Annotated in this window: 10 protein-coding genes; all 10 read right to left on the bottom strand. The window is 39.9% G+C overall.

The window, feature by feature from the left end:
- Positions 1-48: 48 nt before the first annotated feature.
- The 10 genes from AN391_RS12650 to AN391_RS12695 all read right to left on the bottom strand — a co-directional run bounded on the left by AN391_RS12650 (position 49) and on the right by AN391_RS12695 (position 12,933).
- Positions 49-681 carry a hypothetical protein gene (locus tag AN391_RS12650; protein WP_055015733.1) on the bottom strand — a complete coding sequence of 211 codons (633 nt, stop codon included), beginning with the start codon at positions 679-681 and terminating at the stop codon, positions 49-51.
- A gap of 291 nt (positions 682-972) precedes the next feature.
- Positions 973-1,698 carry a hypothetical protein gene (locus AN391_RS12655; protein WP_055015734.1) on the bottom strand — a complete coding sequence of 242 codons (726 nt, stop codon included), beginning with the start codon at positions 1,696-1,698 and terminating at the stop codon, positions 973-975.
- Positions 1,695-2,567 (bottom strand): hypothetical protein, encoded by an 873-nt coding sequence (locus AN391_RS12660; RefSeq protein WP_055015735.1) that lies wholly within the window; start codon positions 2,565-2,567, stop codon positions 1,695-1,697. Before AN391_RS12660 ends, AN391_RS12655 begins: the two co-directional genes overlap by 4 nt.
- Before the next feature lie 249 nt (positions 2,568-2,816).
- The gene (locus AN391_RS12665) at positions 2,817-3,680 is read right to left on the bottom strand and encodes an immunity 49 family protein (protein ID WP_055015736.1); all 864 of its coding nucleotides are present in this window, start codon (positions 3,678-3,680) and stop codon (positions 2,817-2,819) included.
- The gene (locus AN391_RS12670) at positions 3,677-8,488 is read right to left on the bottom strand and encodes an RHS repeat-associated core domain-containing protein (protein WP_235576489.1); all 4,812 of its coding nucleotides are present in this window, start codon (positions 8,486-8,488) and stop codon (positions 3,677-3,679) included. Before AN391_RS12670 ends, AN391_RS12665 begins: the two co-directional genes overlap by 4 nt.
- Positions 8,488-9,339, bottom strand: a complete 852-nt coding sequence (locus AN391_RS12675; RefSeq protein ID WP_055015737.1) for a hypothetical protein — start codon at positions 9,337-9,339, stop codon at positions 8,488-8,490. The genes AN391_RS12670 and AN391_RS12675 overlap by 1 nt, the downstream gene beginning before the upstream one ends.
- Entirely contained in the window at positions 9,336-10,361 is a 1,026-nt protein-coding gene (locus AN391_RS12680; RefSeq protein ID WP_055015738.1) for a hypothetical protein, read from the bottom strand. The genes AN391_RS12675 and AN391_RS12680 overlap by 4 nt, the downstream gene beginning before the upstream one ends.
- Positions 10,362-10,363: 2 nt before the next feature.
- Entirely contained in the window at positions 10,364-10,654 is a 291-nt protein-coding gene (locus tag AN391_RS12685) for a PAAR domain-containing protein (protein WP_055015739.1), read from the bottom strand.
- Between the two features lie 37 nt (positions 10,655-10,691).
- On the bottom strand, positions 10,692-11,048 hold the full coding sequence (locus AN391_RS12690; protein ID WP_055015740.1) for a hypothetical protein: 357 nt from the start codon (positions 11,046-11,048) through the stop codon (positions 10,692-10,694).
- A gap of 7 nt (positions 11,049-11,055) precedes the next feature.
- Positions 11,056-12,933 (bottom strand): type VI secretion system Vgr family protein, encoded by a 1,878-nt coding sequence (locus AN391_RS12695; RefSeq protein ID WP_055015741.1) that lies wholly within the window; start codon positions 12,931-12,933, stop codon positions 11,056-11,058.
- Positions 12,934-12,984 lie beyond the last annotated feature (51 nt).

Genomic DNA, 12,984 nt, shown 5'->3' on the forward strand with positions numbered 1-12,984 from the left:
TAATACCCTTGGTAGTTCAATATTATAGTTATTTAGTAAATACATTACTTAATGCTTAACTGATACACCTGATAAATCAAAGTTATAAAGCGTAACTGAATCAATGGAGTGCTCTTCAACTAACTTAGTATTCTTTACGCTAATAACCCCTTCATCAATACTAATATTGCTTACATTACTACTTAAAGTGAAGTTAGGGAGCGCGTATAGCTCTGATTTGATGACTTGATATCCCTTTAGTACTTGCAATTTGTTACCTGCATAAAACTTTATTAATGCATAATAATTTTTGTCTTTTTCAAGCAATGTTATTTCTGGTGTATGACCTTTTAATCGAGTGGCAATAAAAGGGATCCCTTCACTAGAAGACAAGATGTAAGTATCCCTTGTAGGCAAGCAAATACCTGACTTATCTTTGTGGAGTAATTTAACTTGCTCAAACTTCAATGACTGCAATAGCCCTGTTTTGTCATCAACTTTTATAGGCTTAGTTACTTTTATATTTAAACATTCTGACGCGAAAGCGGTATGACTTATCGTTAGTAGAAGAGTACAAATTAAGGCTTGTGTAAGCGAGACAAGCCTTTGTGATTTTTTTAGCGTGCCTTGTACAGCTATTACATCAGTTGAGATGTTAAAGCCGCCCAATCCAACCGATTGTGCTATTTTTGTTGATGACATCGAAAAGTCCATTTTTTAACGTTATCTCTTTTAGGTGCAATTTGTCAGCGATAAGTGAACACCCAGCATTTAAGGTGGGTGTCTTAATTATTTTATTTTTAATACATGCAAGTAAAATTAACTTCTTTGTCATTTTGTACTTAAAAATAAGCATTACATTCAGTAGCATATCTCTTTTAGGTCAACTCAATAACCGCTTTATAAAGTAACATACCTTGTAAAAACTAAACCACATACCCAACTTTACCAAACAAAAATTAAGGTGGGTGTCATTGTTATATTTTTAAGTGATTAAAACTGCTTGATTAACGTATATGGTGCATCGGCGGCTAATCGTGTCACAATATAACTATAAGAAGAGTAATAATCCCCGCCCTCCACTGAGTTTTCCATGTACAACACCATATCCTCAATGCCATCTTGGTTATAATCGCCCTTCGCCATTATTGTTAATCTTTGAATGCCACCACTGTTATCATAATACATCGCTTGGTCGTCAGTGACAGGTTCCACTTTTTTAATGTGGCTCATTTCTTCCCAGCTACTCGCTTTTGCTAGGCGACGCTCATCATCATTCGAGATAATTAAAGACAACTCAGGCGGCATCTGTTCAGGTAATGCTAAACTGTGCTTAAATGAGCTTAAAAAGCTTTCTTTTGAAGGCGTTAACTGCCCCATATCGCGCCAAGTCGAACACGTTTTTTTAAAGTCCTTTAGTATAGACTTCGCCTGGTAATTTGTTGTTTTATAGTTTTCATTAGAGGCTTTAAACAATGTTTTACAGCTATTAACATCCATATCAGGCTTACCATCAAGTGTAAGTACTTTTGTAAAATACCATTGTTTATTCAATAGCATATCAACCTGTTCCATACTGTCGGATGTTACCGGGTCTATAAACAACCCTCTTGTATTGCTCTTTAGGTTATATGTGGGTGCTATTTCATTACCTGCAATTTTCGCACATGCTGTGCTCGATATAACAGTGAAAGCGAGTAATAATGTATTTTTAATCATTTTGCATTCGCCAATAAGTTGCGGACATAAGTATTACGCTCAGCCGATACGTCTTTTCTATTTGATTCAATAGCCGCTTTTTTAAAATCGTGCGCTTTCATATGCCTGTTAAAATTAGGGAAAGTATCTTTTAGTCTAGGCATTCCTAAATTAAATATTAAATCAAACAAGGCTAACTTAACATCATCAGGGTAACTTGCAAATTCAGATGCACCGTAAATGGTTTTAAGCTCACTTTCAAACGTTTTAATATGGTGTTCGACTTGTGCTTCTCTTACCGCCTCTGAAATTACTAACGTTGTGAATGGTTTGTAGTAAGTTGCCTCATATTTTTTACCCCACGGCATTGCTTTAATTGATTTAAATTCACCTTCAATTTGCTGTATTGAAGCTTTAACACCCGTATCACGAACGATGAAAGGTACTTTTTTTGCTGCTTCAACATCTTTTAATAAATGCCCAACGCCTACTGTCAAGAACCCTAGTGTATCTAAATACATATGAGGAATATTCCCTTCATATGCTTTCACGTTTCGCTTTAACGTTGTTTTTAAATTGCCAGATATTGGAACAACCGCAGCTGTTACAGCACTCGCCAGCTTTTCGTTGATTTTTCTATGGGTGCGACCATTTGGGTCTATTTTTCCATCAGGGCGTACCATATTTACCACTTTGCTTTGAAACAACTTAATAGCAGCTACGGTTTTAGAGTTTTCAGGGCGTGAGCCTAAACGACCGTCTACGGTAAGTTTTCTAGTAGGCGCTATGAGGGAAAGAAGTGAATTTAAAGCGGTTTGTACTGCCTTTACATCACCTGGCTTATTTGCGCCGCCAATTCCTACCGATTGGATTAATTTCATTGCTGGCATCGAAGAGTCCTTTTCTTAAGTGTTATGTTGTTTAAGTACAACGTGTTAGTAGTAAATTAACACCCTCTATTTAAAGTGGGTGTCTAGTTTATTTAATTATGTTGCATGAATACAACGTGTTATTAGTAAATTAACACCCACTATTTAAAGTGGTGTATTTGTTATTTTCTTTGTTTTATCTAAATTCAACATAATGAAAGTAGATGTATGAAGTCAAAATTTGACCCCATTGGCTGCCTATATTTCTAATTATTTAAAATAAGTACCATTAATTAAAAAGCGAGGAAGTGAATCACTTTCAATCGTTACTTCATTACCCATATCGTGCCACATGCACGCCATGCCGAGTAATTGCAGGGGTAAGAATGAATCTACAGGGGCATGATCCGGACCTGCCTCATAAATGTGGTAGCGCTCTTGCGCTTGTAAGTTTTTGGCAAGTGCTTCATTAAAATCACAACCAACATCAAAAGTTGCTGGTGATAAAGCAGCTAGCGTTTCTAAGTATCCGAAAGCAATATATAACGCCCAATCATCATTTTGTTTAACAGCCATTCCCATGCACTCGTCAAGTAATTTTGGGTAATCGGCTTGATGATGGTGGTAAGCTTGAAATACTTCAACGAGCTTATAAGAAACGGGGCCTGCTTGTGTCGCACTTTGTTTCATCGTTTCTATAGGGAAATTTGCCAAGCTATCCATACTTTCAGTATCGCGAGTAATAACAGCTAAAAAATAGGCATCAATCCATTCTGATGGCGCTGCATAACCCGCTTCTAACATACCTTTACCATTCCATGTCACTTCAGGTAAATTATATATTTTAAAGGTTTGCTCTTGCTCAGGCTGCTGTGCAAGCTTTAAGAACGCGGCGTACATTTTTGATGCATATCGTAACCCTGATGCTGACTCTTTTTCTATCTCGGGAGTTTGAACTTCCCAAGTTAACCAGCGAGCTAGGTTAACCATATCCTCTGATATCATTAATAAATTGTCTCTTTTAATTTCAATGTCTTCTGCAATTTCTTCATAGGCTTCTCTTGGCGACTCTAACCACTCATCCAGAGGCACACGCTTATCAAATTCTGGATCGTATTTTCTTTTAATTATCATTTTCTACCTCTTAGAGCATTTTTGTCTATATCAAATTCTGAAATTTCGACCTCGCCAACCTCAGAGCCTGCACCCGTCTTTTTTATAGGAGTTTTGACATGTAAATATTTTATATTTTTATTCTTTTTAGCTGCCTTTGTTATTGCTTTTGCCGCCTTTCTATCTGTAGACGCTTTCGGGTTCGTATTAGTTTTCATACTCTTAGTAATGGCTTTTGCATACTTCGTTGTGCCTTGCTGATAATATTCATCACCAATTTTCATTTTACCTAATGGGCTACTGCCCCCCTTGGCTTCAACAATAATGACATCACCATCAGCATTTTGATAAACCATATCAAAGTTACCCTTTACCGATGTAGAACTATCTAAGCTCGTCGGGTGAATGCGAGTATAACCAGGGTACAATGATTCAATTGCTGCATCTGCTGCCTTTTCACCAATTTTGGCTGATTCATTGTTAATCAGTGGTATTTGGTCGTTATAACGTTGTGTTTCTTCTGGTGAAGCTTTCGCCTTGTGCTTATCTCGTTCGATTATTTCCTCATCACGAGTATCCACATGCTCTTTCAATTCAACAGGCAGAGAAGAAACAACCTGCTTACTACCTGCTTTTTTAGTTGCTTTGTTGAGTTTTAATTCATTCTCAGTCAATGTTCCTGTTTCACGAGACCACTCTTCATTTACCACTTTACCATCAATAACATGCCCACCAACAAACTGTTCAATGGTCATTGTAGTTTCAATCACTTTATCGCCTACTTCTCGTGTTAAAGTAATTTTACCGTTATCAACATCCATAGATTCGATACTGTATTCATGCTCAAGTCTGTTTTCACCATTAGGTCTTGTTACTTTAATATTACCCGTTCTGGCATCTGCTGGAGAACTGTCTTCAGCAATTTTTAATATTTTGGCTTTTATTGCTGGGTCAACGATGTCGCCTATCATCTTAGAAAGCTTTTTCACCCCCTCTTTACACAGCAGTCCAAACGGATCTACCCAATTCACCGGATTTGGCGCATATTGATAGTGGTTTATGCCACCTACCAACCCTATCGGATCTTGATTTATAAAGCGCTGTTGTTTAGGGCTGTAGTAGCGATAGCGGTTGTAATGTAAGCCGCTCTCTTCATCTAAATATTGCCCTTGAAAGCGGATTGGCTGAGTGAAGGTATTTTCTTTATTAGTGTCAGGCTCGGCTTCTGGCTCTTCATAACCATACACATCGGCTTGGTTTTCCCAGACGACTTCTGCTTTGTTATTGGTTACAAAGCGTGGGGTGTTAAGTTGGTCTAGGTGGTAGTAGAATACCTCGCCTTTTTTAATAAGCGCTACTGGGTGAAATTGATTTGGCAGGTTGATATACCAAGTATATTCGCCGTGTTGGCATTCGCCGATTAACTGGTCGTTATCCCAAATGTAGTCAATTTTACCGTGCTCAGTGTGCTTGGCGATACGACGCCCTAATGGGTCGTAGTCGTATTGGGTGAGCGTGCCGTTGTTGTTAAAACAGCTTAACTGATTAAACGCGTTGTATTCACGGCGGGTTTTAATGCCTTTGCCGGTTTCGCGTATTTGGTTACCAAACTCGTCGTAGTAAAAGTCGCTATCGCCAAAGTGTGTTAGGCGGTCGGCGTCGGTGGCACTGTTTATTGTGGTGTTGTTAGTACTTTCATTGTTTGCTACTGAGTCAGCGTTGCTACTATTTTCACTACTATTTAGCGCTAACTCATTGTATTCGCTATGCGTGGCACGTGTTAAATCAATAGAAGAGCTGGCTGTATGCTCGTTACTGGCAGTATCATGTTCTATACCCTGCTCGCCTGTATCACTAGTGTCTGTACCGCTAATGTCTGCATCGTTTGTGTTTGATTGAACAGTCTGACTTTGTGGGTTACCAAAGCTATCCCACTGGTAGTGTGTGGTTGTATCAGCACGTGAGCTTGCTAAAGTTTGTTGTATTAACTGCCCCAAACTGTTGTATTCAAAATTGATGTTTTGGCTGCTTACGCCTTCGTTTTTACGGGCTATAAGCTGATTTACACTGTCGTAATTGTACGTACAGGTATCAAATAATGTTTGCGCTGGGTGTGTAAGCTGTTGCTGCGTTAAACGGTTGAATACATCAAACTGTTGAGTAAGAGTAATGCTGTTACCAAACTGCTGGGTGTTAATATTACCTTGGCTGTCGTAGCCTAGTGTTACAAGCGGCTCAGCGAGCTCACCCTCTTTGCTATTGGCTTGCTGTAAGTGAATAGCACTTAGCTGGCCAAACTGGTTGTAGCTGTATTTAAGCGTGGTTGAGTCTGGCAGGGTAAGCGTTTGCCTTCTGCCGTATTCGTCGTAACTGTATTTTAAGGTATGCGCTTGTTGCTGGTTATTAACTTGCTCGGCGCACAGTAGCCTGCCGCCTTTATCAAAGCGTTGTTTAAGTGTTGATTGTGCATTATGCGCACGCGTAATTTTACCTTGCAGGTTATAACTGTAGTAATTGGCGTTATTAATGATATGTGAGTCGCTTGCAAGGCTTGCATGCTGCGCAGTTACACGGCCAAGGCTGTCACGCTCTATTTTCACATGGCGTTTGTTGCTTTGTGTTACTGAAGTTAAGCGGTTACAGGCATCGTATTTATATTGCTGTAGCGTGCCATCAAATCCGGTTATTTGTGTAGGGTTTTCGTTCGCGTCGTAACTTATGCGGTATACATGGCCGTCGCTTCGCTCGATGGCTGTTAAGTTTCGCTCTTTGTCGTACGTTAAATGCAGCGCGCTGCCATCAGGCTGAATAACACAATGCGGCTGGCTTAGCCCTTCAAAGTGTTGCTCTGTGGTGTCGCCTTTGCTGTTTTGCGAACTAATTAACCGCCCTGCTTCGTCGTAGCTAAAATATTGATACTGTTTATTTTCAGGGTTGTTTTCATCAAAGGCAATTGTTTGTGTAAGCTGGCCGTGCTCATTGTATTTATATTGGGTGAGTAAGCCTGCGTTGTTAAGTGTGGCATTTACGCGGCCTAAGCTGTCGTAGCTGTAACGTATTAACTCATCGTTATGGTGTTTTGCTAACAGCTCGCCTTGCTCGTTCCAAATAAATTTGGTGATTTGGCCGTTTTTATTAATATGCTGGGTTAACTGGCCAAGCTTATCGTAGCTGTATAATGTGGTGCGGCCATCGCCAAAGGTTTCGCTTTGTAATAAGCCAGCCACACTGTATTTACGCGTAATTGTTTGGCCATCAGGTAAGGTAGTTAATACACGTTGCCCAAGTTGGTTGTAAGCAAAATGGGTTTGGCTACCATCTGGCTGCGTTATTGTTTCTAATTGGCCATAAGGTGTATAGCTATAGCGCGTTGTGCTGTTATCGGGCTTAATTTCACTGAGCTTTTGGCCTTGCGCATTATATGTATATTGCCAAACGTTGCCGTTAGGGTCGGTATGTTTTACCAATTTGCCTTGTGCGTTATGTACAAAGTGCTCTTTGTGGCCGCGAGAATCTATACAGGTTGTTTCACCAGCTGCTAAGTTATATTCAAACTGGTAAGTATAGGTGTTGTTATCGCCCCACTGCTTTATACATTTAGCGCTAGGTGAGTAGCTATCCCACTCAAAATGATGGCTAAAGCCACTGGCTCGGGTACGCTTTGTTAATAAGTTAGCGGCATTATAGGCGTAGCGCTCAGTTTCGTTTTGCTGATTAGTAGCCTTAACAAGGTTTTTGTTTTCGTCGTACTCGTAGCTTGCTAGTAATGGCGATAGCAATTGCTGTTTGTTGTTTTTATCGGTGCAGTACGCTGCTACTTTGCTTAATAAACCTTGCGCGTTGTAGCTAATTATACAGCCACGTACTTTGTTTACTTCTATGCAGTGTAGGCGCTCTTTTGCATCGTAATAAAACGCGATGCTTTGGCCTTTTTCGTTAATTATTTTTTCAAGCAACCATGCGCTTTCGCCTGGTTTAAACGTAAGGTGTTGGTCGTCTGGCGTTACTAGTACTTGCTTACCATTTGTTTGGTAATGTAGCGCAAGATTACTACTTAACTGATAGCTTGATTGGCCAGGCTTTACTTTTTCAAATTTATGTTTAGCGCCGTGCTCGTCTTGGTACTCTAACCAATAGGTGCCTTTTTGCTTAGGGCCCACTTTTGGCGGTGGTAAGTAATGCTCAGTAAGGCTTGCCATAAAGTCGTGCCGCCAACCATTACCCATTGTTGTGCACACATCAGCATGAGATGAGCGATACAAACGTCGCCACACTAATTGGCGGCTGCCTGCTAGGGTAAAGTCGATAAGCGGGAGAATTTCTTCGCCCGACAGCATTGAAACCGGATCTGAGCGGCACTCTTGATTTGTAATGGGCTCTTCGCTTGCGGTGTTATTGCTTGCCCCACCCGTATTTTTTGCAGGTGCTTGCGTTGCGCTTTTACCCGATGCGGTTGAGCTTGATTTTTTGTTCGACTTTTTGCCCGCTGAGCCACTATTTGTGTTATCGCTTACCTGAATAGCCGACTTTGCTTTTTGGTGGTAACACGTTACTGCGCCACTTATTAAGGCTTGGGTAAGTACACTTGCTGTTTCGCGGGCAGAGGCGCTACGTGGGCAGTTAATGCCTGCACTATTTAGTAAATTAATTACATCAAGACGTTTGGCAGCGTCACCCGTTAACGCACCACCAATTTGGGCTATTTGCTGTTTAGCTGTATCTGGGGTGTTTGCCACACTTGGCGCATAACCTGACGGCGTTTGGCCTTTGCCAGCAACTAGGCAAATGGGGTAACTCGTTCCTTGTAAAACAACCGTATTACTTTGCATTAGTTGTGTACTTCCTCACTTATCCATAAGTATGATGCTGCGGCCTGATATTTTGCTTGTTCTTGAGAAATCACTAACGCGTGTTTAAAGTGATTTACAATAGCTGGGCTTGAGGTCAATTGATATAAATTGACAAGTCCTTCAAGCGCACCCATTTTACCTAATTTGTAATTAGGTAATTCATAATGTGTATGCTCATTAATTAAACTGCTGAGCCTTTGTAAATTAGTAAGCCATACGTCACTTTGCTGATGTATGCCGTTACCTGGAGCAAAAATAAGGTCTATGTAGTCTTTATTATGCTGTGCAATATTTGAAAATATACCGCCTAGTTGGTCGTGCTTTATAAAATCGATTGAAGGGGCAAGCTCATGGCTTACTTGCATCCAGCCGCTTTTAACCGTTTCAATAGTCGCGAGTGCACCACCCACTCCTAAGTATACCCACTCATTGTTTTTATCGGCTTTATAGGTTGCATCAATGGCTATAACATTTGCCTTACGCCATTTTTTTTGCCCCGCCATTTGTACTAACGTATTAGCGCCAACAGCACCATAAAATAATAAGTGCTCTACATGTTCAGGGAACAACTGTTTAAAACTTTTTGCTAAAAGCTGCTTTAGCTCATCTTGGTACGCCAGTGCTGGCAATAGCCATACAAGTGGCAAGTTTGAGTCTTCTACTTTTGCAAAAAGTTCTTTCGCTTTTACTATGCAATCATAAATACAGGCATTCCATGATTGCCAATTAACACCGTTAGGTGGGTTTGGGGTATCTTCATATAGCAATGTATCTATGTCTTGCGACAAAGGCGTAAAAAAACAGCTTACGTTTACATTAAACGCCTTCATGCTTGCGCCTCTGCTTTTACATTTTTAGCCACCGATTTATAGTAGGTATACAAATTGAATATTGCTTGGCTATAACAGTCCATTGCCGACATTTCTATTGCGTTTAACTTATGATTAAGTGCTTTACCAGCTACTAACCGTTGTACGCAAAGCTCCTCCTCGTATTTAGGCCAATTTTGCTGTAACTGCTGCTTGAAGGCATCTAGTGCTTGTTGTTCAGCATTAAACGCACTTAATTGAATGTCATAGCTTACGAGTAAGTCGAGCTTATCACCAAGCATACGCCTTATTAGGGCAATAATAGCTGTTGGGTTTTCTACTTGGTTTAACGACATACACGCTAAGGGCACTAGCTTTACATAGCCACTTTGTAATAGCACATGCAACGTATCATCTACTGTTAAAACGTGGCTTGCGTAGTTACTTAACGCGTTTACCTGTTCCCAACTTAGTGATAATAAAAAAAGCGACATTAACGGTGAATTAACAAGCCCACTTTTATATAGCTCATCAAACACATGTTTTAGCAATTTTATATTGGCATTAGGGTTGAATGCGCTGATAAGCGCGACTGTTTCGGCTGTTGTTACCTCTTGTTCAGCGCTATTAGCTAACGCAAAATAAAGAGTATTTAAATCAATTAATGCAATTAAATTAAAGCTGTGTTGCTGTAATAAAACTTTATAAATAACTGCCTTTGCTAAGCCATGCAAGGACGGGCTGTTTAGCAAAGCGTTTATAAAAGCAAGGTTAATTGTTTGCGGTAAATTAGCCATCACTTCTATGCATGCCTGAGAAATTACATCAAGACTCTGTTCGCTAGTTACTAAAGCACTAAGTTGAGTTAAATCGGGCTGGGTAAAACATTGAGGAGTATTGTTTTTTTTAGCGGTTAACCAGGTTATTTCTAACAGCTTTTTTTTGAGCGTTTTTACATAGCCTACAGAAGTAAAAGGGCAGCACTGCGCCTTACTTATATTGAGCAATTGTGCTTGATGATTACTTAAGTAGGTAGACAGCAAAATTAGCCACCTATCAATACAGTAGGGTTGCCAACTACAATTTTTCCGCCGTGGGAGCTATCATCACCCATTCGAGCTGCGGGTTTACCGTTAATTTTTACGCTACCAGAGCCTGACTTTATGCTGTCGGGTGGGCCAACACATACTAACATATCGCCTTTACGTGCCGCAGGCATTCCACCTATTAATACATTAGCAGAGCCAACCACAACGGGGCCGCCAACATGAGGGACTGTACCTGTTGTTTTAGGACATACATGCATATGACCAATTGTAGCTGCGGGCTTACCCATAAAGACTCCTTGTCCTATTTACTTTTTAACAATAAACCTAATCAAATAAAGGAATAATTAATAACTTACTTTGAGCAACTAAACCCGATAACGTATCAATTAATTCCGCTTTATTATAATCAGAAATAGATACAGAGCTTTGCAAAGCATATTGATACAAAGCGGCTATAACATCTTCACTATTTAATGCGTTATGTAAATTACTTAAAAACTGATTAGCGTAATAACCGTTCATCGCTTTTAAATGCGTTAATGCAGGATTTAGCAACGGATCATCAGGCCTATTTATTGGCAAACAAATTAAATAAGGCAATCCATAACGACAATATACAACATGTCCATTATTATTAACTCCGTTTCTATACCCTGAGTAAAAGCTATTTATTATTTCCATAATTGCACTAATTTAATTTAATCATACCGGCAGATAAAGTAATGGCACTACCATCAACTTTAACATTACTGCCTTTAATATCTATATTAGTGCCTTCTATAGTTATATTACCGCTACTGCTCATTTTAATTTGTGCAGAGCCAGTTTTAATTACTATTTCGTCACCCGCCTCAATATTAAGTGTTTTACCCACTTTTAATGTGTCGTTTTCACCTATATCATCGCTGCGGTTTTTAGCCACTTTAAGGGTTTCATTATTGCCAATATCAACTTTTCGATCGTTGCCAATTTCAATATTATGGTCATGATCTGTTTTGTCGTTTTGGTCATTTTTTACGTAAAGCTGTTTGTCTTTTTCTGCTTGAATATAAACAAGCTCGCTGCCTTTTTTATCTTCAAACCTTAGCTCATTAAAGTTATCAGCCCCGCCTTCTTTAGTAGAGCGTGTTTTGATACCACTTTGTGTTTTTTCGCCAGGTAATGCGTACGGAGGCATTAAATCTGCGTTGTAAACAGCGCCACTAATAATAGGTTGATCTGGGTCGCCATTTATAAAGTCTACTAGGACTTCTTGGCCAACTCGTGGGAAGAAAAACGCCCCCCACTTTTTACCCGCCCAGTTTTGCGCTACACGGATCCAGCATGAGCTTTTTGAATCCTTTTTGCCTTCTCGGTCCCAATCAAACTGTACTTTTACGCGACCATATTGATCAATCATTATCTCATCGGCGCTATCGCCAGTTACAATTGCAGTTTGTACACCGCTAATTACCGGTTTTTTCTTATTTATTTGTGCTCTGTAAGGGATTTCTTTGGGGACGCATTCAAAATGGTTTGAGTACACTTCTTCAGCACTTGATTGCAATGCACCCGATTGATTAGGTATTGTTATTGACGTCATCATAGAGGTAATGACAAATGTTTTACCTTCAAGACGTGGGTCTTCGTGCTTTTTAAAGCTAAAGAGTTTACCCACAGTGAATGAGCGACAGTCACTACGACCACTAGAAAGCTTCATGTCTCGCTGTAATGACTCAAGCTGAACAGATGCTAAGTTAGCTGCACGCGGGTGGCACTCTTGCTCGCCAGTATATTCAAAAATTTCTGATACTGATTGCGTCGGGAGCTCTGGGTTTGCTTGCTCTCCGTCTGGGTAGCGTGATGGCTGTTTAAAATCGTAACCAACGCGTTTAAAGCTACCAGGTGCAATGCTTAAACCGCCCTGCCAACGCGATACGTGTGATTCGCTTAAATGGCCAGTTGAATAGACAACTTTCGCTTCGTCACATACCTCGTATGCAGTTATATCATCTGCAAGTACTAGTGTGTGGTTGCTATTGGTGTGCTCAAAAAAGTAAAAAATACCTTCTTGCTGAAAAAGTCGTTGAATAAAGTCAAAGTCTGACTCTTGGTACTGAACACAGTACTCATACTTAGGGTATGTTTTGCTGGTTTTATCGCTAAAGGCAACATTGTGTTGGCCAAATAGGTCAGCAAATATTTCTTTAATTGTTTTCTTTTGGAATATTCGGCTGTTTTTACGATTGCGCATTGATGCTGCAAACGGAACTATCGTTGCTTGGTAATCTATATAGTTTTTTTGTTCTTCTACATCAGCTGTGCGGCTACCATTTGAAACTAAATGACTTACTATTCCGTGATAGTAACGCTCACCACCGCCTTGTGCATTTTTTACTTTAATAGATACAGGCTTACCTACTAAATCTTCGTGTGCTATTTGTTTACCAATCGTGTACATATTGGCAGACATAACGAATAAATCTGACATTGCCTCTTGGGCAACAAAACGAGTTAAATAGAGGGCATCTTTACCAGCAGGGGTGCTAATTTGAATTACGTTATTATCTTGTGTTGCTTGTTGCATTCCTTGCCTTTCCCATCCTAAAGATCAAAAAAAGCTCTGAGCAAAAGCCCA

The sequence above is a fragment of the Pseudoalteromonas sp. P1-13-1a genome, from assembly GCF_001401875.1.
Taxonomy (GTDB): Bacteria; Pseudomonadota; Gammaproteobacteria; order Enterobacterales; family Alteromonadaceae; genus Pseudoalteromonas.

Excerpts from the sequence above, each read along its gene's own strand:
- AN391_RS12670 (WP_235576489.1), bottom strand. The coding sequence starts at position 8,488 with ATGCAAAGTAATACGGTTGTTTTACAAGGAACGAGTTACCCCATTTGC.
- AN391_RS12650 (WP_055015733.1), bottom strand. The coding sequence starts at position 681 with ATGTCATCAACAAAAATAGCACAATCGGTTGGATTGGGCGGCTTTAAC.
- AN391_RS12685 (WP_055015739.1), bottom strand. The coding sequence starts at position 10,654 with ATGGGTAAGCCCGCAGCTACAATTGGTCATATGCATGTATGTCCTAAA.
- AN391_RS12690 (WP_055015740.1), bottom strand. The coding sequence starts at position 11,048 with ATGGAAATAATAAATAGCTTTTACTCAGGGTATAGAAACGGAGTTAAT.
- AN391_RS12655 (WP_055015734.1), bottom strand. The coding sequence starts at position 1,698 with ATGATTAAAAATACATTATTACTCGCTTTCACTGTTATATCGAGCACA.
- AN391_RS12675 (WP_055015737.1), bottom strand. The coding sequence starts at position 9,339 with ATGAAGGCGTTTAATGTAAACGTAAGCTGTTTTTTTACGCCTTTGTCG.
- AN391_RS12665 (WP_055015736.1), bottom strand. The coding sequence starts at position 3,680 with ATGATAATTAAAAGAAAATACGATCCAGAATTTGATAAGCGTGTGCCT.
- AN391_RS12695 (WP_055015741.1), bottom strand. The coding sequence starts at position 12,933 with ATGCAACAAGCAACACAAGATAATAACGTAATTCAAATTAGCACCCCT.
- AN391_RS12660 (WP_055015735.1), bottom strand. The coding sequence starts at position 2,567 with ATGCCAGCAATGAAATTAATCCAATCGGTAGGAATTGGCGGCGCAAAT.